This window comes from Phaeodactylibacter sp., assembly GCF_022763345.1.
GTDB lineage: Bacteria > Bacteroidota > Bacteroidia > Chitinophagales > Saprospiraceae > Phaeodactylibacter.
The window spans coordinates 43962-69926 of sequence record NZ_JALEGS010000073.1 but is presented as its reverse complement, the minus strand read 5'-3'; the positions used below and the strand labels follow the sequence as shown (position 1 = coordinate 69926).

The window sequence follows — 25965 nt, the reverse complement described above, 5'->3', positions numbered from 1 at the left end:
CGAAAGGATCGGGCTGTTGGTCGGATAAAAAAGGACTTTGGCCGTGGATTCTTGGAGACTACTCCATTTTAAAATACTTTTGACTGAACGGTTGGTCAATAATTATTTGGCCCTCGGGTTAGTAGAAAAATGTAATCTGAATTTATGTCGCCACGCAGTAAAAAACAGTTTGAAGCCATGCGGCACGAAAGCATGGAGAAAATCGCAAATGCAGCTTTACAGCTCTTTGGAAAGCAAGGTTTCCATAGCACCTCCATTGCACAGATTGCCCGGGCGGCAGGCGTTTCAAAAGGCCTGCTGTACAACTACTTTGAAAGCAAGGAAGCGTTGCTGCACTTCATCATCCTGCACGCGGTGGAAGTCGGGGAGGCCTTGCTGGAACAGGCGCTGGCTCAAAACGACAGCCCACAGGAACAACTCCGGGCTTTCACGGAAGGCACGTTGGCGCTGTTGCAACAGGACCCTGCATTCTGGCGGTTGCTGACCGCACTGGCTTTTCAACCCGACATCCTGGAGGGGATTATGCCACAGCTTCTGGAAAAACAAGGCACGGCCATGGCGAAAGTCATTGCGGTATTTGCCCAATTGGGCGTACCTAACCCTCAGGAAGAAGCCATGTATTACAGTGCAGTTATGGACGGGATTTCCCTTCAGTTTGTGCAAATGCCGGAGGGCTATCCAATCGAACAAATGAAAGAAATGGTGCTCAAACGGTACCTCAAACCATAAATGACGGAGAAAAAATAAAAACACAACCATATGAAACGCATACTGCTGCTGCTATTCCTTGTGCCATTTATCAACGGTATAATGATGGCAGAAAATGACCCTACCGCAAAGGAGATCATCCAAAAAGCCGACGAAAAGATGCGGGGGGAGTCTAACATCGCAACCATCAAAATGACCATCATCCGGCCCACCTGGGAACGGGAAATGACGCTCAAGAGCTGGGCCAAAGGCACCGAGTATTCTCTGACTTTGGTGACCGCCCCTGCCCGCGACAAAGGCACCGCATTCCTAAAGCGCGAAAAGGAAATCTGGAACTGGCAACCAACCATCGACCGGACGATTAAGATGCCGCCTTCCATGATGATGCAGTCCTGGATGGGCTCCGATTTTACCAACGATGACCTGGTCAGGGAGTCCAGCATCGTCACCGACTATGAGCACGAACTGCTGGGCACGGAGACACTGGAGGGCCGGAACTGCTATAAGATCAAAATGACCCCAAAGCCGGATGCACCGGTCGTATGGGGCGAGATTATCATCTGGATCAGCAAAGACGAGTACTTGCAGTTGAAAAGCGAATTTTACGATGAGGATGGCTACCTCGTGCAGACTATCTACGGTAAGCAGGTGAGGGAGATGGACGGCCGGGTCATCCCTTCCGTGCTGGAAGTGGTGCCTGCCGATGAAGAAGGGCACAAAACCCGCCTTGAGTACCTCAGCCTCGATTTCAACGAACCCATTCAGCCTTCATTTTTCTCCATACAGAATATGAAGCGCGTTAAATAACATCGATTATGCTATTCAAAATGGCCTGGCGCAACATTTGGCGCAACCGCAGGCGCACCTTTATCACGGCCGCATCCATCCTGTTTGCGGTGCTGTTCGCTTCCTTTATGGATTCCCTGCAGCGGGGCGCCTGGGACAATATGATCAACAACGTTGTCAACTACTACTTCGGCTACGTGCAGGTCCATCAGGATGGGTACTGGGAGGAACAATCGATTGATAAGGCTTTCCCTCTGGCTGATTCTCTGGAGCAGGTTGGTGCGGTGGAGGGCGTGGAAGCGGTACTGCCCCGCCTGGAATCCTTTGCCCTGGCTGCAGCCGGGGAAACGACCTCTGGTGTTCTGGTAGCAGGTATTCTGCCCGATGTGGAAAACAAGATGACCGATTTGGAAAACCGCCTGGTAGAGGGGGAATACCTTACAGAAAGCGATGAGGCCGTACTGGTAGCCAGCGGGGTAGCGGATAAACTAGGGCTGGCGCTCGGCGACACCCTGGTCCTGATCAGTCAGGGCTACCGCGGGGTGAATGCTGCCGGGAAGTACCCGATCAAAGGCATTGCGAAATTCGGCTCCCCTGACCTTAACAAGCAAATGGTTTACCTGCCCTTGCCTGCCGCCCAATACTTCTACGGTGCGCCCGGTTTGGCTACTTCTCTGGCTCTGAAACTGGGCGGGCAGGAAGATATCAAACCCGTAGTAGCTGCTCTACGTACGCAGCTGGACACGAGCGCCTATGAAGTGATGGACTGGGAGGAATTGCTGCCTGACCTGGTGCAGGCCCGCGAGCTCGATACTGCCGGCAACGTCATCGTCTACTTCATCCTCTACATGATCATCGCTTTCGGCATATTCGGTACGATCCTGATGATGAGCAAGGAGCGGGAATATGAGTTTGGCGTGCTGATTTCCATAGGCCTGCAGCGCTGGCAGCTGGCGCTCTCGGTGTGGATAGAAGTCATCCTGCTTGGTGTACTTGGCGCTTTATCCGGCATTCTGCTGAGCATGCCTATTGTGTATTACTTCAAGGTCAACCCCATCCGTTTTGGTGGGGAAATGGCGAGCTCACTGGAGAAGTTTGGCTTTGAGCCCATTTTTCCGGCCACCTTTGATATGCAGATTTTTATGACTCAGGCGCTGTACGTCTTTATCCTTACAGCCGTGCTGGCACTGTACCCCATTTTCAAAATCCGCAAGCTGCAGCCGGTGCAGGCCATGCGGGGTTAATCAAAAAACAACAAACGTATGATACCAATAATGGCATGGCGGAACGTCTGGCGGAGCCCTACAAGGAGCTGGGTCGTCATTTCCGCAATTGCATTGGGCATCTGGGCGGCACTTTCGCTCACCGGTTTTGCCACCGGTATGATGAAAAGCTACGTCAACAGCGCCATAGAAAACAGCGTGGGGCACCTGCAAATCCACGCACCAGGCTTCACCGAAGAGTACGACCTGCAAAAGCAACTGCCTCCCGCATCTGAATTAAGCACCCAACTGGAAGCACTGCCACAGCTGCAGGCCTACAGCATGCGCACAGTGGTCAGCGGCATGGCCTCCTCCAGTCAGGGGGCAAGGGGCGTGATGGTGAAAGGCGTGGAGCCGGGGCAGGAAGCGGCGGTAAGCGCCATAGAAGAGAAACTGGTGGAGGGCGAGTTTTTCCCGGAAATGCGCGGCAATGCCGTGTTAATCGGGCAGGAACTGGCTGAAAAGCTTAACCTCAAGCTGCGCTCCAAAATGGTGCTGACCTTTCAGGGGCTCGACCGGGAAATCACCGCCGCGGCATTCCGGGTAGTAGGTATTTTTGATACGGGCAATACGCCCTTTGATGGCGGCACCGTTTTTGTGGAGCGCGAGGACCTGAACCGCCTGATCATTGCACAGGCGGATACCACTACCGTACAGTCCGATCTGGTCTACGAAGCCGCTCTGCTGCTGAATGATGTCAATCAGGTGGATACAGTGGCCGCATTACTGGAAACGGCACTGCCCGGGCAGGAAGTCAAAACCTACCGGGAAGTTTCCCCCGACCTGGAACTATACGAATCGCAAATCCAGAATGTCTCTATGATCTACCTGGTGGTCATTCTGCTGGCACTGGTCTTCGGCATTATCAACACTATGCTGATGGCGGTACTGGAACGCATTAAGGAACTCGGCATGCTTATGGCCATTGGCATGAACAAGCTACGGGTATTTTCCATGATCGTGCTTGAAACAATATTATTAGGTATCGTAGCGACTCCGATCGGGCTTCTGCTGGGGTACCTGACCATTAATTATGTACGGGAAAACGGCATCGATATGTCGGCCTACAGCGAGGGCATGGCGAGCTACGGCTTGTCGCAAGTCATCTATTTCGATGTAGAGCCCGGCGTATATACCCAAATGGCCATTGGCGTTTTCCTAACGGCTATACTGGCAGCCATCTATCCGGCACTGAAGGCCATCCGCCTCAAGCCTGTAGATGCCCTGCATAGCTTTTAACAAAAAAACAATAAAAAACATGGCTGTCATCACCACCAAAGGCGTTGAAAAAGTCTACAACCCTGATAAAATACCGGTTAAAGCCCTCAAAGGCGTCGACCTTGAAATCGAAGCCGGCGAATTTACGGCTATTGTTGGGCCTTCGGGATCCGGCAAAACCACTTTGCTGAACATCATCGGCGGGCTGGACCGCCCCACTGCCGGATACGTGGAGGTAGGAGGAGAGGATATCTCCCAAATGTCGGACAATGCCCTGATCGACTTCCGTAAGGAGCATATTGGCTTCGTCTTTCAGGCTTACAACCTCATCCCGGTGTTGACCGCACGGGAGAATGTAGAGTTTGTGATGCTGCTGCAAAACCGCTCCAAAGCAGAGCGCCACGCCCGCGCCGATGAGCTCCTGAAAGCGGTAGGGCTGGAGGACAAAGTGCACAAACGCCCAGCCGAGCTCTCCGGCGGGCAGCAGCAGCGGGTGGCTGTGGCCAGGGCATTAGCGCCCAAGCCCACCTTTATCCTCGCCGATGAGCCTACGGCTAACCTCGATTCTGAGTCAACGGCCAACCTGCTGGATATCATGGCGCGCCTGAATCAGGAAGAAGGCGTCACCTTTGTCTTCTCTACCCACGATCAGCGGGTCATCGATCGGGCCCGGCGGGTGGTCACACTGGTGGATGGAAAGGTGGATGAAGATTTGCGCCGGTAACCGAAAACTGCTTATACCATGAAACGTATACTGCTACTGATGGTGCTTGGCATGAGCCTGGCCCAACTGCAGGCACAGGACGAGCCCCGCAACTGGACCGTCAACGGCTACCTGAAAAATATGCAGACCCTGCTGTTTTTTAATGACGCCTATCCGGATTTGTCGCAGGGCAAGCTGGTAGATACTTTCTTTCAGGACAACCTCATCCACAATCGCCTCAACTTTCGTTGGTACCCAGATGATAACTGGACGGTGCGGGCTGACCTGCGGACCCGGATTTTCTACGGCAGCTTTGTGCAGGCCAGTCCCGGCTACGGCGATCAGGTAGACGATGTTAACAATGACTACTTCGACCTGTCCCACGTCATCTTCAACGAGCGGGCCTGGGTGATGCATACCATGCTGGACCGCCTGTACCTGGAGTACGTCAACGACAAGCTGGAAGTACGCCTGGGGCGGCAGCGCATCAACTGGGGCATCAGTACGGTTTGGAACCCCAACGATATTTTTAATGCCTTTGCCTTTACCGACTTCGACTATGAAGAGCGGCCCGGCAGCGATGCTCTTCGGGTGAAGTACTATACCGGCTTCGCATCGAGTGTGGAGTTGGCCGTTAGCATGTTTGATGATATTGATGAAGCGACGATGGCCGGGCTTTGGCGGTTTAACAAATGGTCTTACGATTTCCAGGTGCTGGCAGGTTACACCCGGGGCGACTGGGCATTGGGCGGTGGTTGGGCCGGCAACCTGGGCGATGCCGGGCTAAAAGGAGAATTTACCTACTTTTTGCCGGTGGAGGATTCGGATGACGATCCGGCTTTTGCCGCTACCCTGGGGCTGGATTACTCCTTTTCGAACTCTTTGTATGGAAGCCTGGGCTACCTGTACAACAGTGAAGGCGGCATTCGAAACAGCATCACCGGTCTTTTTGCCTTTGAGCTTTCGGCCCGCAATTTGTACCCCTACCGGCATGCCCTTTTTGCGCAAGCCACCTACCCGGTAACGCCTCTATTAAATGCCGGTGCTGCAATTATCTACAGCCCGGTGCAAGCCCATGCCCTTTTCCTCAATCCCACCCTGACGTATTCCATACGAGCCAATTGGGACCTCGACTTAATCGGGCAGCTGGCCTTCGATCAGGAGGCAGAAGGGTACAGGAGCCCGCTTCAGGCCGTGTTTTTTCGCTTGAAATGGAGTTTCTGAGCGCTCCGCAGCAACACGTTCTCAGGCGCGCGCAGGACCATTCTCATAAGAAAGCGTTAAGTGAGCTTAAAAAGGCAGTGTAAGGCATTCCTGCATTAGAAAAAACGGCAAAATTTGCGTATTTTTGCAGGATGAGCACAGAAAATATGAGTGAACAAAAAAAGCCCCAAAACGGGGAGTACGGTGCCTCGAATATCACGGCACTGGAAGGACTGGAGGCGGTGCGCAAACGCCCGGGTATGTACATCGGAAGTACCGACACCAAAGGGCTTCATCACCTGGTCTGGGAGGTTATTGACAACTCCATTGATGAGCACCTGGCCGGCTACTGCAATCGCATTGAAACGATCATACACAAAGACAATTCCATCACAGTAAAGGACGATGGCCGGGGTATTCCGGTAGACATGCACACCAAGCTGAAGAAATCAGCACTGGAGGTGGTCATGACGGTCCTGCACGCTGGTGGTAAATTTGATAAGGACACTTATAAAGTATCCGGTGGTTTGCACGGGGTGGGCGTATCTTGTGTAAATGCCTTATCCATGGACCTCCGTGCGGAAGTTCACCGTGATGGCAAGGTCTATGAGCAGCATTACAAAAAAGGTAAGCCGCAAGGCGATGTAGCTGAGATCGGCACCACAGACCGAAATGGAACGTTTATCACCTTCAAGCCGGACCCGGAGATTTTCAGCATGCTGGAGTACAGCTATGATATTCTGGCCAACCGGATGCGGGAGCTTTCCTATCTTAACAGTGGTCTCACGCTTACCCTCACGGATGAGCGCGTGACCAATGAGAAAGGCGCACACCCTGTTGAGACTTTCTACTCGGAAGGCGGTCTGAAGGAGTTTGTCAAAAGCCTGGACAAATCCCGTACGGCGCTCATTGATGCGCCAATTCATGTGATTGGCAAGGAGGAGAACGTAGAGGTGGAAGTCGCACTGCACTACAACACGTCTTTCACGGAGACGATTTATTCTTACGTCAATAATATCAATACCCGGGAGGGCGGTACCCACGTCAATGGTTTCCGACGCGCCGTCAACCGCTTGTTCAAGCAGTACGGTGAGGATAACGGGATGTTTAAAAAGCTGAAGTTTGCCATTTCCGGGGAAGACTTCCGGGAAGGCCTGACTGCTGTCGTATCGGTGAAAGTGCCGGAGCCACAGTTTAAAGGGCAGACCAAAGGAGAACTGGGTAACTCTGAGGTGACCGGCATTGTTTCCCGCTGTGTGGGCGAAGTGCTGGGCCATTACCTGGAAGAGCACCCGCAGGCGGCTAAAAAGATTGTCGATAAGGTCATTTTGGCAGCCACTGCCCGACATGCGGCCCGCAAGGCCCGCGAAATGGTGCAGCGCAAGAACGTGCTGACGGGTAGCGGCCTGCCGGGCAAGCTGGCGGACTGTTCTTCCCGCAACCCGGATGAGTCCGAGCTCTTCCTGGTAGAGGGTGACTCGGCAGGTGGAACAGCCAAGCAGGGCCGTGACCGCCGGTTCCAGGCTATCCTGCCGCTACGGGGTAAAATCCTCAATGTGGAGAAAGCCATGGAGCACAAGATTTACGAGAACGAGGAAATCAAGAATATGTTTACGGCTCTTGGCGTCTCTATTGAGGAAGCCGAAGATGGGGAGCGTAAACTGAACATGGAAAAGCTACGCTACCACAAGATCATCATCATGTGTGATGCCGATGTGGATGGCAGTCACATTGTAACCTTGATTCTAACCTTCTTCTTCCGCTACATGCGCCCATTGGTGGAAAATGGCAACATCTATATCGCTACGCCACCGCTTTACCTGGTGAAGAAAGGCAAGCAGTTCCGCTATTGCTGGACAGAGGATGAGCGTAAGGAAGCAGTTGCGGCCTACGGCAAAGGAGAAAATGATAGTGGCGTAAAGGTTCAGCGCTACAAGGGTCTTGGCGAGATGAATGCCGAGCAGCTCTGGGAAACCACAATGGACCCGGATACCCGCATTCTGCAGCAAGTCTCTATTGACGATGCACAGGTCGCCAACGATATCTTCTCTATGCTGATGGGGGATGAGGTGCCGCCGCGCCGCGCCTTCATCGAAGCAAACGCGAAGTACGCTAACGTAGACGTGTAAGGGATTCCGGCGCACGGTGCGCGCCTTCATCGAAGCAAATGCGAAGTATGCTAAGGTTGACGTGTAAGCTATCTCTTTTACAAAAGCGTACAATAATAACTGCCGGTTCCGAGACTTTGTGTCTTGGAGCTGGCAGTTATTTTTCAGGAGGGGGGACTTGCTTTTGGAATTAATCCCGGAAGAAGACTTGAGACCGCCATTCCACACAGTGCCTTTTTAAATTTAGGCCAATTGAAAGGAAGGCCTCAGTGGGCCATCAGCAGGAATGTAGTGAAAGCGGTTAAAAGATAAAGTAGGTAGTACGCAAGGAGATATTATGTGACAAGGTCCATCGGTTGGGGTTCTGATTGTGATTAGCAGTCAAATTCGCTAGCAAGGTCATGGTCCAATTATAATTCAGGAAATAATTTATAGACAAGGTAGAGCGGAGCCTGGAGCTGTTAAATTGAGTGCTGTTACCTGGGTTGGGCCCAACGCTGGAGGAAAGCCACTCATTGATGAGGAGTTGATTAGTCAAAATCAATTGGGAGCGGGAGTTGGGCAGCCATACTCGTCGGTAAAATAAAGAAAAATAAGCTTGCCACCATTCTCTGTCGATATCAAAATCGTTATCGATCACCTGTGTCCCCTCAAATATATGCAGAATATCCAGCCTTCCCCCGAAGCCGTGGCTGCCATTGTTTTGTGGAACAATCCGATGCCGTTCATATTCCAGAAATGCACCGCCCTCAAGATCCACCCTTCTGATGTTGTTGAGTTCATCATCTCTTAGTAGCTGTCCCATTGCGGCGCCCTGAATACCGTAGGTGAACTGTGAGCCATGTCTCAACGTGGCCCGGTTGGCAAATGCCCAGTTATCATTGAGAATGGCAAAAAGGTCGAAGCTTTCCTCTTCAACCAGGCCCGATTCCAGGAGCGTTTGATTAAGTTGCTTAAGCTCATAAATTCGGCGGCGGCGGAAATCAAAAACCCGGTTGCCAATAATATCAGTAATTGTTCGGGCTAGTAGGTCAATATTTTCACTGGCATAGGTGTTGACGACCCCTGCGGCTTTTAAATCCTGCATGATCCATGTAGCTAGGAGTGCGTCCTCTGCAAATTCAATCCTGCCCATGCCTCTGAACAGGGAAGGCGTAAATGATAGTCTCGACGTAGCGAAATCATCGGGTGTATTATTGCCCTGTTGCGTAGCATCGAGCCCTCCACTCCATCCCCAAAATTTATTGCTACCAGGTTTATAGAAAAGTCGGCTCATGGATAAATCGACTTCCAAACTGTAAGCGGTTTCTGTTGCAGGGAGCTGAACGGACGAGGAATTGTTTCTGGAATCTACATTAAGGCTAAGCGTTGACCGGATTGAATTCGTCGCTATGACCGTATCCGTAAGGCGGTTGAGAAATCCATTCCCCCATGAAAGGATACCAAAATCGTTATTTGGCCTTCTGGTTCTGTCATAGAAGCCACCTATTGAAGCACGGCTATCAAGTGAAAGCCCGGGCCGCCGTTCGTAGCGGGCTTTGTACTGACTGAGGTCATAAAGGTCATTCTGAGCCAATAGTGCGGATGTACAGACCAGAAGTACAAGGCAAACGAAATACCTGAAAAACATGAGCACGTAATTTGGGGTTGATTAAATACAGATTTTAGAGATATTTGGCTTTCTGAAGAAAAAGCTGCATTATCAGGCGCAAATTACAAAGCTTTTTGCGTTTTCAAAACCGTTAGAAAGAGGGCAGCCCTGCGGTGCCCCTTGCTTCTGGCTGTTTCGCAAGGTAGAATCAACCACATGACTCAAAAAATTAACTATATGCTGCCTATACTTTGTGGACTTGTCATGACACTCTTAAGTTGCCAACCCGCCAATGACAAGGCTGCTGATCAGTCTACAGGGCTGACCCTGGCTCCGGACTTTTCCTTTGACTACCGTCTTGGTGACCCCGACTGGACTTTCAATCTCCCGCATGATCTGGAGGAAATCTCAGGGCTCGGTATTTCAGAAGACGGAGAGGAGCTCGTAGCCGTACAGGACGAAGATGGCATCCTCTTTTTTATCAATCCTTTCAATGGAGAAGTAACCCGGGAAGCAAAGTTCTGGAAAGACGGCGACTACGAAGGCGTGGAATGGGTTGGCAATACCATCTACGTGGTCAAAAGTACGGGTACCATTTATGAGGTGATAAATCCTGCGGAAGCTAATCAAAAAGTAGAGAAGTACAATTTCTTCCTCAACGATGACAACGACGTAGAGGGACTGGCTTACGATAAAGCCAATAAACGCCTGTTGCTAGCCTGTAAAGCGCAGGCCGGTTATGAGGTAGAATACCCTCATAAGAAAGGTATCTATGCCTTCGACCTGGAGGACAAAGCGTTGCAGGAACAACCGGTCTACTTTGTGGATGCAGACTCTGTAAGGCACTATCTCGACCAAGCCCCGGCTATCCGGAAGCTGGAAAAGCTAATGGAGTTTTTCGACCCCGATGAAGCTTTTGGGTTTAGCCCGTCTGCTATCGCGATACACCCGCTGACCGGGCATCTGTATATTGCCTCTTCGGTTGGCAAGATGCTATTAGTCCTCGACCGCTCCGGGCGGATTTTGCACATTGAAAAGCTTAGCAAAAAAATGCACCCCCAGCCTGAGGGCCTCTGCTTTGACCCCAATGGCGGGCTATACTTGTCTAACGAAGGCAAAGGCGGCACACCCAAATTCTACCGGTTCAACCTAAAACCACGGAATTAGCGGTTTGGCCCAAGAACCTCTTGCTGGTTCAGGGTGTTGTTCCAAAATATATAGCAAACTATATAAGTCAAGGCCAGAAAAGGCGCGTTGAGCTTGTTTAAGTGCTGTATTTACCTGATTATTGTGGTGCTTTTCGGCAGCACGAAGGCAAAACTCTTTCATAACCCAATATACCCACGGCCCTTATGAGCGTAGTAGAAATGAAAGTCCCAACCATCGGCGAATCTGTCACCGAAGTGACCCTTTCCCAATGGCTTATTGCGGACGGCGACTATGTCGAACTCGACCAACCCATTTGCGAATTTGAATCGGATAAAGCCACCCTCGAATTTCCGGCAGAGGCTTCCGGTAAGCTGATCCACGTTGCAGCGGAAGACGATGACCTGGAAATCGGTGCGCTCGTGGCCAAGATTGACACAAGTGTCAGTAAAGAAAGTGGGGGCGGAGATGCGCCAAAGGACGATGCACCTGCTAAGGAAGAATCGGCTCCTAAAAAGGAAGAAACGAAAGAACCTGCCACCGTAGAAGCTTCCGAAAGTGAGGACAGCTACGCCGCTGGTCATCCGTCTCCGGCAGCTGCCAAAATTCTGAAGGAAAACGATATTGACCCTCAGGCGGTCAAAGGCACGGGCAAAGACGGCCGCATCACCAAAGAGGATGCTCAAAAAGCCGTGGAATCTAAAAAGCAGGCACCGGCACCTAGCCCGGCTCCGGCAAAAGAAGCGCCATCTAAGCAGGTCGTCTTCTCTTCCAGCGAAAACTTCAGCCGGGAGACCTCCTCCAAGAAAATGAGCCGTATGCGCCGCACCATCGCCAAGCGCCTTGTCAGTGCGAAGAACGAAACGGCTATGCTCACCACCTTCAATGAGGTGGACCTTACCGAGGTGATGAAGCTGCGTAAAACGTACCAGGAACGCTTCGTCGAGAAGTACGGCATCAAACTAGGCTTTATGTCGATTTTCGCGAAAGCTTGCGCTAAGGCACTCATGGAAATGCCAGATGTGAACGCTAAACTTGACGGCGACAACCTGGTGTACCACGATTACGCTGATGTGTCCATCGCGGTCTCTACACCGAATGGCCTGGTGGTGCCTCCGGTACACAACGTAGAGTCGCTATCCTTTGCAGAAATTGAGTACAAAATCAAAGAATTGGCGACCAAGGCGCGTGATGGGAAACTCACCCTTGAAGAAATGTCAGGGGGGACCTTCACCATCACGAACGGTGGTATCTTCGGCTCCCTGCTGAGCACGCCTATCCTGAATGAGCCGCAGTCGGCTATCCTCGGCATGCACGGCATCAAAAACCGCCCCATGGCAATCGACGGGGAGGTGAAAATCCGCCCGATGATGTACCTGGCGCTGTCCTATGACCACCGGGTAATTGACGGCAGTACTTCCGTGACCTTCCTGGTGAAAGTCAAAGAATACATCGAAGACCCGGTAAGTATGCTGCTTGACCTGTAAATCCTTTGCCTTACCGGTATAAAAGAAAACCCCCGTCAGCATTGGTTGGCGGGGGCTTTTGTGTATAAGGTTTCAGGAGGTTTAATCTTCCAATATCGCCTGATAGAGCACCTCGTGCAAACGGGGCCGGATGTTCAGTTCATAGAGCTTTCGGTTCTCCCGGGTAGGGTAGACCCGGTTGGACAGAAAAACCAGCAGAAGCCCACTTTCCGGATCAGCCCAGGTAAAGGTGCCGGTGTAGCCACTGTGCCCAAAGCTTGAGGGGCTTGCAGATGCGGCCACATAACTCCGGGTCGAGTCGTACTCAATCATGGGCTTATCAAAGCCCAGCCCCCGGCGGTTGCCCTCATCGCAGTACTGGCAACGGGTAAATTCTGCCACGGAGGCAGAGTCGATTAGTTGTTCGCCTGCTGCCCTGCCGTTATTCATGTACAGATGCATCAGCTTAGCCAGGTCTCTGGCATTAGCAAACAGCCCGGCATTGGCAGAGATGCCACCCATCATTGCTGCGCCTTCGTCGTGCACATAGCCGTGGAGTTGCTGCATACGGAAGAAGGTGTCCTGCTCCGTAGGGACGATCTGTTCCCTTGAGTATTCTTCCAATGGACGGTAACCCAGGGAAAAAGCACCCAATCGATGGTAGAAGTTTTGGTCAAGGTACTCGGTATAGGCGGTGGTGCTCAGGTCTGCCACGATTTCGGGCAACAGGTAAAACAGCAGCCCGGAATACACATAACCCGGCTCTTCATTCAGGGGCGACTTTTTAATGGCTTTGTAAATGCGCTTTTTGTACTTCCGATGCAGCCACAAATCGTCAGTCACGTAGATAGGAAATCGCTTCGAAGAGTCTTTCTTAAAGGTAAACCAGCGGAAGCGCCCGTCATTGATGCGCTCGTTATCCCACCTTTTCTGCCAGGGATAACGGCTATGCCCCCGGAGCGTGCCTTTCCAGTACGGAATCCAGGGCCGCAGGCGGGCATTGTGGGCCAGCATAGACCGGAAAGTCAGTCCGCCCTTGTCGGAGCCTTTAAACTCGGGCATATACTTTTCGAGCGGTGCATTCAGCTGGAATTTCCCTTCTCCGTGGAGCTTCATCAGCGCAGGCAGGGCGGAGGATATTTTAGTGACGGAAGCCAGATCGTAGAGGTCATCTGTGGCTACGGCCTTTACATTTTCAAAAGTATGGTGGCCAAATGCCTTGTGGTACACCACATTGCCGTGCCGGGCTACGAGGACCTGAGCACCGGGGTAGGCGCCCTTGGCAATCCCTTCTTCCACGATAGCCGCAATACTGTCCTCAAGCAAAGCCTGGTCCAGGTCCGCATAATCGAAAGGGGTATATCGGAGGTGTTCCCCACCGGGGTAAGTATAGCCGTCTCCGGTGCGCAGGTCTGTGCCCCTAAGGCCGCCCCGCAGTTTGCCCTGAGCACCCACTGCCCCAAAAACAATCTGGGCTGCCACCACGGTCCCCATCTCTTCGTGAGAGGGCGTAATGAGCATGCCGTGGGCTTTACGCAGGAAAGGCATAACCTGAAGTACACTACCGTCACCATTGATAAACACCAGTGTTGGCAATTGCTCAATGAGTGGCTTTATGAAATCCTGGTAGTTGTATACGGCTGGTACCTGTCCGGCAACAGGGATGTCTTCCAGTTCCAAAATAAACAGGTTAAATTTTTCGCGCTGCTCAGCCAGCCACTCCTCCGTAATGTCAAAAGGCGTATTGACATGCGTTACCGGCGCGTATTTGTTCAGGGTTTCGAGGAAGGGGCCGGTTTGCAACTGTCCGAAGCTGATGTGAGCGATCCGTAGTGTATCCAGCCGTTTCAGGGGCAGCAGTTCGTCCTGATTGATTAGGACGGTGGTGGCCTGTTCTGCTCTTTTGAAGGAGAGGCTGGCTTTGAGGTCCTCAGAAGGCTGCCCGGTCAGGAGCAGGGGCAGGGCCGAAAAAAGAAAGACAAGTAGAAGTACCCGTTGCATTTAAGTTTATATTTTGTCATATTAATGTGCTGCAACAAAAGTACACATCTGAACTCCAATTCCCATGAAGCAATGCTTGCCCATATTTTTCCTTTTGATGTCCGCTGCCCTAGTTGCTCAGCCAGAGCAGGAAGACAAAAGCCTGGATATTCTTTACCGTATGCTGTACGAGTCGGAGGTATTTAGCGAAATCTTTACTGGTTTTGCCCTTTATGACCCGTCGCAGGAGCGCTTTCTGATAGAGAAAGATGCTGGTAAATATTTCACGCCGGCATCAAATACTAAAATCTTTACGCTTTATACTGCACTTCGGGTGTTGGGTGACTCTATCCCGGCCTTCCGCTATGCCGTCACCGGAGATTCTATGGTGATTTGGGGAACTGGCGACCCCATGTTCCTGCACCCTGCATTACCAGGGGATACGGTAGGGTTAGCGCTGTTGAAAGACACCACCTGCCAGTTGTTCTTCAGCGCACATAATTACAAGGACGAACGCTTCGGCCCCGGCTGGGCCTGGGATGACTACGGGTACAGCTATCAACCTGAGAAATCTTCTTTCCCGCTGTACGGCAATCAGGTCTACTTCAGCCGTACCAAAACCGGTGAAGGCATCTCTGCTTATCCCCCCTACTTCGAGCAAAGGCTGGTCTATAATCCCCGGATGGACGGCACTTACCCCCGGATACTGCGCAGGGAATATAGCAACGACTTTGAGTATAATGACCCTGCACTATCCGGTCCGCCCTTTGGCCGCACGCGACCCTTTAATGTCACGCCCACACTAATTGCCCAACTGCTGAGCGACACCCTCCACAAGCCGGTCGGTTGCCTGGACCTGACTCATCTGCCGCCCTTGCACGTAAAGACGCGCTACCGGGCTGTGCCGGATACGCTTTACCGTAAACTCATGCAGGAAAGTGATAACTTCATTGCCGAGCAATTGCTGCTTGCCTGTTCGGAGAAAATATCCGGCAGTCAAAGCACAGCTGAAGCTATACGCTATGCGCAGGACAGCCTTTATGCCGGCTTACCGGACCGCCTGCTGTGGCGCGACGGCTCTGGGCTGTCCCGTTATAACCTTTTTACGCCCCGGACGATGGTCGGCGTGCTTGATCTTATCCGGCAGGAGAAACCCGCAGCCTGGCGGCACAGCGTATTCCCCGCCGGTGGAGTTTCAGGCACTATTAAAAGTCTTTACAGCAATGGACAAGGCGAGCCATATGTATTTGCCAAAACCGGTACCCTGAGTAATAAGCACTGCCTGAGCGGGTATTTACTAACCGCTTCCGGACGGGAGCTTATTTTTAGCTTTATGCACAACAACTACGTGCAGGGCACTGCCCCCGTCAAAAAGGAAATGCAGCAGGTGCTGGAGTATATCCGTGATAACTTCTGATTTGTTAAAGCCAGGCAACGGGCGTATATTTCCCCTAAAAATGACCAGCGACTACGGATTTCTTTCCCTCCTGCCCCCGGTGATTGCAATTGTGTTAGCTATTGCGACGCGGCAGGTCTATGTTTCCCTTCTGTTTGGGATCTGGTTGGGTTGGATGATCATCGATGATTTCAACCCCATACAGGGCAGCTTCGATACGGTGGAGGCGCTGGTCAATGTGTTTCAGGAGCCTGGCAATACCCGTACGATCATGTTTTGTGCGCTGGTCGGTGCACTGATTATTTTCATTCAGCGTTCGGGCGGGGTGGAAGGCTTCATTAAGCATGTCAACCGTCTGCTGCATCACTACGAACAAAAGCAAAGCGGGAGCAACCGCATTATTGTACAGTTGTTGGCCTGGCTGACCGGCTTGCTCATTTTTGTGGAGTCGAGTATTTCAGTGCTGACTGTGGGCGCCTTGTACCGGCCGGTGTTTGACAAGCTGGGCATTTCCCGCGAAAAACTAGCCTATGTGGCGGACAGTAGTTCTGCGCCATCAAGCATTATCATTCCGTTTAATGGGTGGGGGGCGTTTATTATGTCGCTACTGGTGGCAGAAGGTTTTACAGACCCCTTTGCTACGATGATTCGGGCGGTGGGTTATAACTTTTACCCCTTTCTGGCGCTTATTTTGGTGCTCATTATTGTGATTTCCGGGAAGGATTTCGGTCCGATGCGGGCAGCGGAACGCCGGGCGAGGGAAGAGGGCAAATTACTCAATGATGGGGCTCAGCCTATGATTTCCGACGAACTCACGGATGTGGAGACGGCTCCGGGGGTAAAGCCTAAAGCCTACAATATGGTGCTGCCTATTCTGGTCATGGTGCTCATGATGCCCGTCATGCTTTCGGTGACCGGCTGGGCAGGTGCCATGGAGCGCATGCCCGAAGCCGCCTTCTTCAAGAAAGTTACCTACGCGATTGGTCAGGGCTCTGGCTCCACTTCCGTGCTCATTGCCGTGATTGTATCCACTCTTTTTGCAATGATCCTCTACCGGTTCCAGGGCATTATGAAGTGGAAGGAGATGATAGATCTTACGCTAAAGGGCATTTCCGGTATGATGCCCCTGGCGTTGCTCATGATGTTTGCCTTTGCGATCGGGGCTGTGTGTAAAGAGCTGGGCACGGGGCAGTACGTGGCAGATGTAGCCAAAGCCTGGCTCTCGCCGAATTTGGTGCCTTTTATCGTTTTTTTGGTGAGTTGTTTTATTGCTTTCTCCACGGGGACATCCTGGGGCACTTTTGCCATCATGATTTCCATTGCGGTCCCTATGGCTAAAGGAATGGGGGCTGATGTGTACATGACCATAGCCGCAGCTTTGGGGGGCGGTGTATTTGGGGACCATTGCTCACCGATTTCCGATACGACCATACTTTCAAGCATGGCCTCTGCCACCGACCATATTGACCACGTCCGGACCCAATTGCCGTATGCTCTGACAGCGGGGGGGATTGCCGCTCTGTTTTACCTCATCATTGGCCTGGTCGGATAAAATGAGAACCATCCTGCCGGCGTGCTGTTAGCTTTTGGCAATGCTGTTGATATGCCAAATGACCCCTGGATCAAGACTGGGCAGGACTGGTTTGAGAAGCAAGGCTGGAAAGCTTTCCCCTTTCAGCTGGAAGCCTGGCGTGCCTACCTGGAGGGATACAGCGGGGTAGTCAATGCCCCTACCGGTAGCGGAAAGACCTATTCTATGGCTATTCCCATACTTTTGGAATGCTTGCAGGCTCAGGCTGAGCATCCGCAGCATGGTAAGAAGGGTTTGCAAGCCATTTGGATCACCCCTATCCGTGCACTAACCAAGGAAATACAATCGGCCATCAACCGGGCAGCTCAGGATTTGGGGCTGGACTGGGAAATTGCTGTGCGTAGCGGCGATACAAGTTCGAGCGCCCGGCAAAAGCAAAAGCGCAATCCTCCTCAGGTGCTCATCACCACCCCGGAGAGCCTGCACCTGCTGCTGGCAAGTAAGGGGTACCCCAAATTTTTCGGCAGCCTGCAAGCCGTGGTGGTCGACGAATGGCACGAGCTCATTGGTTCCAAGCGCGGCGTGCAGATGGAGCTGGCCTTGTCCCGCTTCAAAGGCTTTCTACCAGACCTGAAAGTATGGGGTATTTCTGCTACCATCGGCAATATGGAAGAAGCGGTAGCGGCGCTGATGGGCAATACACCCCCTGAAAAATGCCGGGTCATCCGGGCGGATATCTCCAAAGTCATCGAAATTGAATCCGTGCTGCCGGATGAGGTGGACCGCTTTCCCTGGGCGGGGCATTTGGGCATTAAACTGGTGGAAAAGATCATTCCCATTATCAATGGCAGCCAAAGTACCCTCATTTTTACGAATACCCGGGCGCAGTGTGAGATCTGGTATCAGAAGCTGCTAGATGTAGCGCCTGAGCTGGCTGGTGCCATTGCCATGCATCATGGTTCCATCAGCCGGGAACTGCGGGACTGGGTGGAAGATGCGCTGCACGAGGCCCGTTTGAAAGCTGTAGTTTGTACATCAAGCCTGGACCTGGGTGTAGATTTCCGCCCTGTGGAAACCATTATCCAAATTGGTAGCCCCAAAGGCGTGGCACGGTTTATGCAGCGTGCCGGCCGAAGCGGGCATCAGCCGGGGGCCACCAGTAAAATCCACTTTGTGCCCACACATGCCCTGGAGCTCATCGAAGCAGCTGCATTGCGCCGGGCCATTGCAAATGGAGAACTGGAAAGCCGCCTGCCTTACATCCGGTCCTTTGATGTGCTGGTGCAGTACCTGGTGACACTGGCGGTTTCTGAAGGATTTCGTCCGGCGGAAATTTTACCAGAAGTCAGAGGCACTTTTGCTTACGCCAGCATGACCGATGAGGAGTGGGCCTGGTGCCTGGCCTACATCCGTTCGGGAGGTCAGGCCCTGCAAGCCTACGATGAGTACAATAAAGTGGAGGTTCAGGGCGGGCTGTATAAGGTAGACAGCCGCCGGGTTGCCATGCGCCATCGGTTGCAGATCGGCACCATCACCAGTGATGCCTCTCTGAAGGTGAAGTATGTGAGTGGTAAGTTTATTGGTACAATTGAAGAATGGTTTGTCACGCAGCTCAAGCCGGGGGACAACTTTTGGTTTGCCGGGCGAAGTTTGGAATTGGTCCGGATCAAGGACATGATGGTGCAGGTCAAAAAGAGCCGCAAGAAGAAAGGGAAAATTCCGGCATGGCTGGGCGGGAAACTGCCCCTGTCTTCCCAATTGTCAGCTTCTCTGCGCTTCAAAATGGCGCAGTTGAGCCGGGCAGAGCTCACCGATATTGAGTTGCAAAGCCTAAGTCCACTCATTGAGACGCAGGCTTCCCGCTCCCGGGTACCGAAAGAGGGGGAGTTGCTGATGGAGTCCTTTACCAGCCGGGAAGGGCACCACTTGTTGGTTTACCCCTATGAGGGGCGTTTTGTGCACGAGGGGATGGGGGCGTTGATTGCCTACCGTATCTCCCGCCTGAGGCCTATTAGCTTTTCCATCGCCATGAATGATTATGGGTTTGAGCTGTTGTCAGACACGGAGATTCCGATTGAGGAGGCGCTGAGCGCCGGATTGTTCAGCACAGCCAACCTGCGGGAAGATATACAAGCCAGTATTAACGCAGCGGAAATGGCGAAACGCCGGTTCCGTGATATTGCCAGTATTGCCGGGCTGGTTTTTAAAGGCTACCCAGGCAAGCAAAAGAAAGAGCGGCACCTGCAGTCCAGCTCACAGCTGTTTTTTGAGGTCTTCAACGATTATGAACCGGATAACCTGCTGCTAATGCAGGCTTATGAGGAGGTCCTGGCCTTTCAGTTGGAAGAAGCCCGGTTGCGTGCGGCGCTCCATCGTATCAGTCAGCAGGAAATTGTGCTGACGCATCCGGGGCGTTTTACTCCGTTTGCCTTTCCTATTATCGTGGACCGGCTGAGGGAAAGGCTCAGTAGCGAGAAACTTGAGGACCGGATAAAGCGTATGAAATTGCAATTAGTGAAAGATTAGGACGTGCCGGCGTCAAAATTCAGCCTTGGAGAGCGCCACAAAAATGATACCTTTCGGAAATAAGATTAGCCTACTAAATACAAACGACATGCAGGAAAGACATCTACTCACTTGGATGCTGGTTCTAACCGGCGCTACGCTTCTCTTTTCACAAGACTACTCCAGCTGCGATGGCGAACGCTACCGGCAGGATGTATTTGATGCGGTGACTGTAACGACCGGGGTTCAGTTTGGGTCCAATACAACCATTGGCGGCAATTCCCAGGATTTATTTATGGACGTGTATGAGCCGGAGGGAGATACGGCATCGGTGCGCCCAACGTTGGTGATGGCCTTCGGAGGCGCATTTGTGTTTGGCCAGCGGGAGGATCTTGATGGGCTGTGCCGGGCACTGGCCCGCAAGGGTTACGTGGCAGCCACCATTGACTACCGCCTTTTTGACGCTGGCATTCCTTTGGATTCCAATCAAATGCACGATGTGGTGGTCAAGGCGATTGGTGATATGAAAGCCGCCATCCGATACTTAAGGGAGGATGCAGCAACCTCCAATCAGTTCCGGGTGGATACCAATCTGATTTTTGCCGGTGGTATCTCTGCGGGGGCAATCACAGCTGCCCACGTTGCCCATTTGGATGAGACCGACGATATTCCAAACTACCTTCAGAACATCATTGCGAATAACGGCGGCATTGAAGGCAATAGCAGCGATAACTATCAGTACAGTTCTTCGGTAGCTGGGTTGGTCAACTATTCCGGCGCGCTCAAGGATGCCAGCTTTATAGATGCCAATGACCCACCACAATTCAGTGTGCACGACGAGGGCGATGGCGTAGTGGTGTATGGAAATGGTCTGGTCTTCGCGGGTCCGATCGTGCTGGTCTATTTGGAAGGCAGCTTCAGTATGGACCAACAGGCAGAAGCAGTGGGCGTGGAAAGCCGGCTGATTACCTATCCGGGCAACGGGCACGTTAGCTACTTCACGAGCAATGCGGACCAGTATGAGGCAGAGGTGGAAGCGGCAACGGCTACGTTTCTGGCTGACCAGATTTGTGGTGAAATCTCAGATGCAAAGACTTTGGAGCCCTTGTTTAGCGTCCGTGCTTTTCCCAATCCGCTTCCCGCGCAACAGCCACTCCGCCTGATAGTAGAAGGTTATACCGGGGCAGTGCAATTTCGGTTGTTTAGTATAAGTGGCGTGTCTGTAGCAGAGCAGGTTGTTACTGCAGGTACGACGGAATTGATCGATTTGCCCGCATTGCCACCAGGCGTATATGTAATTGAGCTGCGCCCTTCTGCTAATCACGGCGCTGCGGTAAGGCAACGTATTGTGATTCAGTAAGCCACGATGAACGATAACCTGAGCCAAATCAAGGGAATCCAATTGCATGAGATTAAGGGGCAGCACTTCTGGCTGCACCCTTTTCGTGCGGTGTACTGGGAAGAAGAAGCCGCTCTTTTGATCGCCGACCTGCACCTGGGCAAAGCGCAACACTTCAGGAAAGCAGGGATTGCCGTACCTGTATCGGTAGGGCAGGAGAATTGGGACCGGATCATGAGTTTGTTATGGGATTTTCAGCCGGATAGAGTCTTGTTTTTGGGCGACCTTTTCCATAGTGATTATAATGCAGATTGGGAGGAACTGATCGCCCTGACTGGGCAGTATGACCACATTAGTTTTGAGCTGGTGGTCGGCAATCACGATATTCTTAGCCCTGAAGCTTACCGGGCCGCGCGATTGCAAGTGCATGAAGAGCCTTACATGGTGGGCCCTTTTCTACTGTCGCATCATCCCATGGAGGAAGTCCCGGAAGCATACTGCAATCTGGCAGGCCATATACATCCGGGCGTAGTTTTGGAAGGTATGGGGCGGCAGCGTATGCGACTGCCCTGTTTTTGGTTTGGTGCACAGCAGGTCTTACTTCCTGCATTTGGGGCATTTACCGGGACAGCGGTGATCAAGCCCAGGGCGGGAGACCAGGTGTACGTACTGGCGGAGGAGCGTGTGTTGAAGGTTTTTTAGTTGTTGGATTTGTTATTGATGGTGTCGCGAAGTTTTGCTGCGCTTTCGTAGTCTTCCCGTTCAAGTGCACGTTCCAGAAAAGTCTCCAGTTCCTGTTTTGAATATTCGTGTAGGGCCTTGTTGGGGTCGGGTTGAGTAGGGACTGGTTCGGGCTCTTGGGCATCGCCTTCGTAAATGATTTCGGTATCCTCTGCTGGCAAGGCCGCTTCAGAAAGAACGGGTTCGTACGTATAGATTGGGCAGTCGAAGCGAACGGCCATAGCGATGGCGTCTGAAGAGCGCGCATCAATGGAAAACTGTTGATTTGAAGCATCTTCGCATTGTAGTCTGGCATGGAATACGCCCTCTTCGATACGGTCAATGACCACTTCTTTGAGCTCCCCCTGGAAGGCAGCGATGGTATTCTTCAGGAGGTCATGCGTCATCGGCCGGCCCACGCTAATACCCTCCAGCCCAATGGCGATAGCCTGTGCCTCATAGGGCCCAATAACAATAGGTAGCCGCCGGGATTCTTTACCATCTTCAAGGATGATGATGAAGTGTTCGGGTGTAGAGTCGCTTTTTGCCTGGCCTAGTATTCGGAGTGGTATCTTATCCATGGAATTGCGCTTTTCTGATGTGGTACTTATCTATACAGTCAGAGCGCCGGTTTGTTGCACAACTGGTCAATTAGTAGGTCTAACACTCCGGGACCTTGATAGAAATATTCACAGCCAGGCCACCCTGGGACGTTTCTTTGTACTTGTGGTTCATATCCTGAGCGGTCTCCCACATCGTTTTGATGCATTCATCGAGGTGGACTTTGGCTTTTTCCGGGTCGCTTTCGAGAGCAATATTCGCTGCGGTAATTGCCTTGATGGCGCCCATGCTGTTGCGCTCTATGCAGGGGATTTGGACCAGCCCTCCGATCGGATCGCAGGTGAGCCCGAGGTGGTGTTCCATGGCAATTTCTGCCGCCATCAGAGCCTGAGCCACAGTGCCGCCGAGGCCTTCAGTCAGCGCTGCCGCTGCCATTGCAGAGGACACCCCGATTTCAGCCTGGCACCCGCCCATAGCTGCCGAAATGGTCGCCCCTTTTTTGAATAGGCTGCCAATCTCTCCGGCCACAAGCAGAAAGCGGACGATATCCTCTTCGGTTACCTTTTCCTTTTCAGAAAAGCAAACGTAGTACATGAGTACGGCTGGGATGACCCCGGCGGCACCATTTGTTGGCGCGGTGACGATACGGCTGAAGCTTGCATTTTCTTCATTGACGGCCATGGCGAAGCAGCCTATCCATTTTAGGATTTTAGAAAATTTGAAATCGCACTGTACCAGGCATTGCAGCCACTCATCGGCATTATTGTATTCGCAGGGGAGGACCAGCTTTTGGAATAGGGCAGGGGCGCGCCGGGTCACTTCGAGTCCGCCGGGCAGCATCCCTTCTTCATGGCACCCCCGATAAACGCAATTGCGCATGACGCCCCATATTTTCAACAGTTCTGCCTTGATTTGAGCCTCCTCCCGCCAGGCTTTTTCATTGTCAAGGACGACCTGCCAGATGCCAACCTCATGCTGCCTGCAGTACTGGCTTAGCTCCCGTGCGGAATTGATAGGGTGGGGCAGTTGGACCGTGCCGGTTTCTATCGTTTCACCTGCCTTAACCACAAAGCCGCCACCCACAGAGAAATAGGTTTCCTTAAGGGTGATCTCGTCCTGCTCTGAAAAGGCGATGAGGGTCATACCGTTCGCATGTTCCGGCAGGCGTTCTGAATAATGGAAGATGATATGCTGGTCGGGATTAAAGGCAATGAGGTGCTGCCCATCTAAATAAAGCAGGTGTTCGGTATGAATACGGTTCGGTTCAGATTTGACTTCAGGTATGGGGATGGTGACGGGGTCTTTTCCACTAAGGCCCAACATGACGGCAATGTCCGTGCCATGCCCCCGACCGGTAAGGGCCAGAGAGCCATAAAGATGGCATTCTACTCTGGCAGTGCGGGGCAATAGATTTTGCTGATGCAGAGACTTGCAGAAGCGCTCCGCTGCGCGCCAGGGCCCCAAAGTGTGCGAACTCGATGGGCCCACCCCGATTTTAAGCATATCAAATACGCTGATTGCTTCCATGGTTTTGGTTTGGTTAGGTCGCTTGCTTTGTATACTTGTGGCAACAAGCGTTAGTTTATTTGCGGAAGCAAAAGTCGGTTAATTCCCGAACATCCGAAAGTAAAAGTGCCGGGATTCTTCTAAACGCGATCATTTATGACCGGGTTAGCCTTTAGTTTGGTCAAGGCTACGTAGTATGGCTTTAACTTTCTCTGGAGTGATCTCCAGGAAATCGGCTATTTCCTCTATAGTGTAACCCTTCGCGTGTAATTTTTGGACGAAGGTTTTTTGAAGCTCTTCACGTTCCTCTTCACGCCCTTCCACGCGCCCTTCCACGCGCCCTTCCACGCGCCCTTCCTGTAGTCCCTCTTCCTTATACTGCCGGGCGAGCTCAGTTAATATGCGCTCACGGATGCCGAAGGGCTCTTTTTTGCCTTCGACTAAATCGATGAGGTAATCCAATTGCAGTTCTGTTTCCATATGCTCAAAGCTTAGGTAAAACTTAATGAAGTCCATGACACGGGAAACTTTTTGCCGGTTGTGCCCTGCCTTCAATAATCTTTTAATTAACGTTAGTTTCAATTCCAGTAGTTCCTGGTCCGGGCGTTTTTGGAAACTCTCCCAAGCCAGTTCCAGGGCGATTGAAAAAGGGTTGTCCGGTGTTTTCTGAAAATCTGCAGCCGTACAATTCTTTAATTTAAAGGTATCAAATTCATATTGCAAGTGCGTCTTTAAAAAATGATACTCGAATGCCCTAGGATGATAAGATTTCTGCCCATCTGTAAGTATAGCAATCGCATGCACCGGCACCTGATACCGGTCGTAAATACGGTAGAAGTAGGTGAACATCCGCTTAGAAAAGTCTTCATCTTTATAACCCTGCACTTCAACATGTATGAGCACCCACTCCTCATGGCCGTCGGCAGTGAAGACCTTAGCCAGTTTATCCGCTATGCGGTCTTTCTCCTGAGCTTCCGGAAAAAGGGCTTCCAGCTCCTTATCTAAAAAGGCTACACCACGGGAAAAGTCGAAATAGTCAACTGCGTCCGGGTAAAAGAAGGCAAAGAAATCCTCAAAACAGTCTTCGAGAATTCCCTTCCAAAGGATATCTTTTCTGATCTTTCGGGGCATCGCGTTAGTGATTGTACCCCAAAAATAAGACAAAAACTGCACTAGTGCAATAAATAAATTCAAACAAATAAGTTTATGAGGCTCCGCATTCACACCTTTCAGCTGCCGCTCAAACACACCTTTTCCATTGCCCATGGCTCACGCGATGCAACGCCCAGCCTGATCGTTGAGCTTTCGGAAGGCGTACATTCCGGTTTTGGGGAAGCTACTGAGATCCGCTACTATGGAGTTGCGCTGAGCGAGATGGCCGAACGCCTGGAAGCACTGCGCCCGGTCGTTGAAGCCCTCCCCCTGGAGTCGCCAGAAATCCTTTGGGATCAATTGCAACCTCATCTGGAAGATGCCCCCTTCCTGCTTTGTGCTTTGGACGAAGCCCTCCACGATTTGTTTGGCAAGGTGCATGGCGCACCGGTGTACGAACTTTGGGGACTGGAGCGAGCCACAACACCACGTTCCAACTATACCATCGGCATAGCGAGCGTGGAAGAAATGGCTGCGAAAATGGCTGAAAAGCCCTGGCCGCTTTACAAAATTAAACTAGGCACCGACCATGACCTTGAAATTATTGAGGCACTCCGGGCCCAAACAGATGCTGTATTCCGCATTGATGCTAATACCGCCTGGACTGCTGAGCAAACCATTGCCTATGCACCCCGCCTAAAGGAACTGGGCGTGGAATTTATCGAACAGCCCCTCAAAGCCGAAGACTGGGAGGGCATGAAGCGGGTGTATGCCGAATCTGTACTCCCGGTAATTGCCGATGAAAGCTGCCACAGTGAAGCGGATGTAGCCCGCTGCTACGGCTTCTTCCACGGGGTCAACATCAAGCTGATGAAGTGCGGAGGGCTTACCCCGGCACGCCGTATGGCAGAGCATGCCCGTAGCCTCGGCTTGAAAGTGATGGTGGGCTGCATGACGGAGTCTTCGGTGGGCATTTCTGCGATTGCTCAGCTACTCCCTCTGCTCGATTACGTGGATATGGACGGGGCGCTTTTGTTAAAAGAAGACCCGGCGGTCGGAGTAGACGTAAGGCCGGATGGTATTGTATTTCCTAACCGGAATGGTACGGGAGCGGCTTTGCGGCAATCCTGAAGCTTAAAAACCA

Annotated in this window: 20 protein-coding genes; 15 read left to right on the top strand and 5 right to left on the bottom strand. The window is 52.1% G+C overall.

The genetic code is table 11. From position 1 onward, the window contains the following. The first annotated feature begins 144 nt into the window (after positions 1-144). The 7 genes from MRY86_RS19900 (at position 145) to gyrB (ending at position 8009) form a co-directional block, all read left to right on the top strand. Entirely contained in the window at positions 145-729 is a 585-nt protein-coding gene (locus tag MRY86_RS19900; protein ID WP_293569839.1) for a TetR/AcrR family transcriptional regulator, read from the top strand. Between the two features lie 30 nt (positions 730-759). Beyond that, a complete protein-coding gene (locus MRY86_RS19895; protein WP_293569837.1) occupies positions 760-1515 on the top strand; it encodes an outer membrane lipoprotein-sorting protein in 756 nt (251 codons plus the stop codon). An 8-nt stretch (positions 1516-1523) separates the two neighbouring features. After that, on the top strand, positions 1524-2738 hold the full coding sequence (locus tag MRY86_RS19890; protein WP_293569835.1) for an ABC transporter permease: 1215 nt from the start codon (positions 1524-1526) through the stop codon (positions 2736-2738). An 18-nt stretch (positions 2739-2756) separates the two neighbouring features. Next, the gene (locus MRY86_RS19885) at positions 2757-3995 is read left to right on the top strand and encodes an FtsX-like permease family protein (RefSeq protein ID WP_293569833.1); all 1239 of its coding nucleotides are present in this window, start codon (positions 2757-2759) and stop codon (positions 3993-3995) included. A gap of 19 nt (positions 3996-4014) precedes the next feature. Continuing rightward, positions 4015-4698, top strand: a complete 684-nt coding sequence (locus MRY86_RS19880) for an ABC transporter ATP-binding protein (protein ID WP_044219695.1) — start codon at positions 4015-4017, stop codon at positions 4696-4698. A gap of 18 nt (positions 4699-4716) precedes the next feature. Then, the gene (locus tag MRY86_RS19875; RefSeq protein ID WP_293569830.1) at positions 4717-5901 is read left to right on the top strand and encodes a hypothetical protein; all 1185 of its coding nucleotides are present in this window, start codon (positions 4717-4719) and stop codon (positions 5899-5901) included. Positions 5902-6047: 146 nt separating this feature from the next. Continuing rightward, positions 6048-8009: a DNA topoisomerase (ATP-hydrolyzing) subunit B gene (gene gyrB, locus MRY86_RS19870; protein WP_293569828.1), complete on the top strand. Its 1962-nt coding sequence runs from the start codon at positions 6048-6050 to the stop codon at positions 8007-8009. Between the two features lie 280 nt (positions 8010-8289). On the opposite strand, the gene MRY86_RS19865 is transcribed toward gyrB, so the two are convergent. Then, the gene (locus MRY86_RS19865; RefSeq protein WP_293569826.1) at positions 8290-9618 is read right to left on the bottom strand and encodes a hypothetical protein; all 1329 of its coding nucleotides are present in this window, start codon (positions 9616-9618) and stop codon (positions 8290-8292) included. Between the two features lie 198 nt (positions 9619-9816). Here MRY86_RS19865 and MRY86_RS19860 point away from each other — a divergent pair, with 198 nt between their 5' ends. Continuing rightward, positions 9817-10746 (top strand): SdiA-regulated domain-containing protein, encoded by a 930-nt coding sequence (locus MRY86_RS19860; RefSeq protein WP_293569824.1) that lies wholly within the window; start codon positions 9817-9819, stop codon positions 10744-10746. Positions 10747-10931: 185 nt separating this feature from the next. Then, positions 10932-12212, top strand: coding sequence for a 2-oxoglutarate dehydrogenase complex dihydrolipoyllysine-residue succinyltransferase (gene odhB / locus MRY86_RS19855; protein ID WP_293562827.1), 1281 nt, complete (start codon positions 10932-10934; stop codon positions 12210-12212). 81 nt (positions 12213-12293) lie between these two features. Here odhB and MRY86_RS19850 read toward each other — a convergent pair whose 3' ends face one another. Continuing rightward, the gene (locus MRY86_RS19850; protein WP_293562825.1) at positions 12294-14192 is read right to left on the bottom strand and encodes a serine hydrolase domain-containing protein; all 1899 of its coding nucleotides are present in this window, start codon (positions 14190-14192) and stop codon (positions 12294-12296) included. 97 nt (positions 14193-14289) lie between these two features. Between MRY86_RS19850 and MRY86_RS19845 the strand changes: the two genes are divergently transcribed. From MRY86_RS19845 to pdeM, 5 genes are all read left to right on the top strand, one after another. Next, positions 14290-15588 (top strand): D-alanyl-D-alanine carboxypeptidase, encoded by a 1299-nt coding sequence (locus MRY86_RS19845; protein ID WP_293562823.1) that lies wholly within the window; start codon positions 14290-14292, stop codon positions 15586-15588. Positions 15589-15628: 40 nt separating this feature from the next. Next, the gene (locus MRY86_RS19840; RefSeq protein WP_293562821.1) at positions 15629-17119 is read left to right on the top strand and encodes a Na+/H+ antiporter NhaC family protein; all 1491 of its coding nucleotides are present in this window, start codon (positions 15629-15631) and stop codon (positions 17117-17119) included. 51 nt (positions 17120-17170) lie between these two features. Beyond that, positions 17171-19624 carry a ligase-associated DNA damage response DEXH box helicase gene (locus MRY86_RS19835; protein ID WP_293562820.1) on the top strand — a complete coding sequence of 818 codons (2454 nt, stop codon included), beginning with the start codon at positions 17171-17173 and terminating at the stop codon, positions 19622-19624. A gap of 88 nt (positions 19625-19712) precedes the next feature. Beyond that, on the top strand, positions 19713-20963 hold the full coding sequence (locus MRY86_RS19830; protein WP_293562818.1) for an alpha/beta hydrolase fold domain-containing protein: 1251 nt from the start codon (positions 19713-19715) through the stop codon (positions 20961-20963). 6 nt (positions 20964-20969) lie between these two features. Next, a complete protein-coding gene (gene pdeM / locus MRY86_RS19825; RefSeq protein WP_293562816.1) occupies positions 20970-21644 on the top strand; it encodes a ligase-associated DNA damage response endonuclease PdeM in 675 nt (224 codons plus the stop codon). On the opposite strand, the gene MRY86_RS19820 is transcribed toward pdeM, so the two are convergent. The 3 genes from MRY86_RS19820 to MRY86_RS19810 all read right to left on the bottom strand — a co-directional run bounded on the left by MRY86_RS19820 (position 21641) and on the right by MRY86_RS19810 (position 24860). Beyond that, complete coding sequence (locus MRY86_RS19820; RefSeq protein WP_293562814.1) at positions 21641-22243, bottom strand: bifunctional nuclease family protein; 603 nt, start codon at positions 22241-22243, stop codon at positions 21641-21643. The two genes, pdeM and MRY86_RS19820, sit on opposite strands and share 4 nt — an antisense overlap. Positions 22244-22322: 79 nt before the next feature. Then, on the bottom strand, positions 22323-23750 hold the full coding sequence (locus tag MRY86_RS19815; protein WP_293562813.1) for an L-serine ammonia-lyase: 1428 nt from the start codon (positions 23748-23750) through the stop codon (positions 22323-22325). A gap of 144 nt (positions 23751-23894) precedes the next feature. Next, positions 23895-24860 carry a hypothetical protein gene (locus MRY86_RS19810; protein WP_293562812.1) on the bottom strand — a complete coding sequence of 322 codons (966 nt, stop codon included), beginning with the start codon at positions 24858-24860 and terminating at the stop codon, positions 23895-23897. A gap of 75 nt (positions 24861-24935) precedes the next feature. Between MRY86_RS19810 and MRY86_RS19805 the strand changes: the two genes are divergently transcribed. Continuing rightward, positions 24936-25952, top strand: a complete 1017-nt coding sequence (locus tag MRY86_RS19805) for a dipeptide epimerase (protein WP_293562810.1) — start codon at positions 24936-24938, stop codon at positions 25950-25952. Positions 25953-25965 lie beyond the last annotated feature (13 nt).

Bases quoted from the DNA above. Each gene is read 5' to 3' on its own strand.
- MRY86_RS19840 (WP_293562821.1), top strand. From the start codon at position 15,629: ATGACCAGCGACTACGGATTTCTTTCCCTCCTGCCCCCGGTGATTGCA.
- MRY86_RS19810 (WP_293562812.1), bottom strand. From the start codon at position 24,860: ATGCCCCGAAAGATCAGAAAAGATATCCTTTGGAAGGGAATTCTCGAA.
- MRY86_RS19860 (WP_293569824.1), top strand. From the start codon at position 9,817: ATGCTGCCTATACTTTGTGGACTTGTCATGACACTCTTAAGTTGCCAA.
- MRY86_RS19895 (WP_293569837.1), top strand. From the start codon at position 760: ATGAAACGCATACTGCTGCTGCTATTCCTTGTGCCATTTATCAACGGT.
- MRY86_RS19850 (WP_293562825.1), bottom strand. From the start codon at position 14,192: ATGCAACGGGTACTTCTACTTGTCTTTCTTTTTTCGGCCCTGCCCCTG.
- MRY86_RS19890 (WP_293569835.1), top strand. From the start codon at position 1,524: ATGCTATTCAAAATGGCCTGGCGCAACATTTGGCGCAACCGCAGGCGC.
- odhB (WP_293562827.1), top strand. From the start codon at position 10,932: ATGAGCGTAGTAGAAATGAAAGTCCCAACCATCGGCGAATCTGTCACC.
- MRY86_RS19880 (WP_044219695.1), top strand. From the start codon at position 4,015: ATGGCTGTCATCACCACCAAAGGCGTTGAAAAAGTCTACAACCCTGAT.
- MRY86_RS19885 (WP_293569833.1), top strand. From the start codon at position 2,757: ATGATACCAATAATGGCATGGCGGAACGTCTGGCGGAGCCCTACAAGG.
- pdeM (WP_293562816.1), top strand. From the start codon at position 20,970: ATGAACGATAACCTGAGCCAAATCAAGGGAATCCAATTGCATGAGATT.
- MRY86_RS19805 (WP_293562810.1), top strand. From the start codon at position 24,936: ATGAGGCTCCGCATTCACACCTTTCAGCTGCCGCTCAAACACACCTTT.
- MRY86_RS19820 (WP_293562814.1), bottom strand. From the start codon at position 22,243: ATGGATAAGATACCACTCCGAATACTAGGCCAGGCAAAAAGCGACTCT.
- MRY86_RS19875 (WP_293569830.1), top strand. From the start codon at position 4,717: ATGAAACGTATACTGCTACTGATGGTGCTTGGCATGAGCCTGGCCCAA.
- MRY86_RS19830 (WP_293562818.1), top strand. From the start codon at position 19,713: ATGCAGGAAAGACATCTACTCACTTGGATGCTGGTTCTAACCGGCGCT.
- MRY86_RS19835 (WP_293562820.1), top strand. From the start codon at position 17,171: ATGCCAAATGACCCCTGGATCAAGACTGGGCAGGACTGGTTTGAGAAG.
- MRY86_RS19845 (WP_293562823.1), top strand. From the start codon at position 14,290: ATGTCCGCTGCCCTAGTTGCTCAGCCAGAGCAGGAAGACAAAAGCCTG.
- MRY86_RS19865 (WP_293569826.1), bottom strand. From the start codon at position 9,618: ATGTTTTTCAGGTATTTCGTTTGCCTTGTACTTCTGGTCTGTACATCC.
- gyrB (WP_293569828.1), top strand. From the start codon at position 6,048: ATGAGTGAACAAAAAAAGCCCCAAAACGGGGAGTACGGTGCCTCGAAT.
- MRY86_RS19900 (WP_293569839.1), top strand. From the start codon at position 145: ATGTCGCCACGCAGTAAAAAACAGTTTGAAGCCATGCGGCACGAAAGC.
- MRY86_RS19815 (WP_293562813.1), bottom strand. From the start codon at position 23,750: ATGGAAGCAATCAGCGTATTTGATATGCTTAAAATCGGGGTGGGCCCA.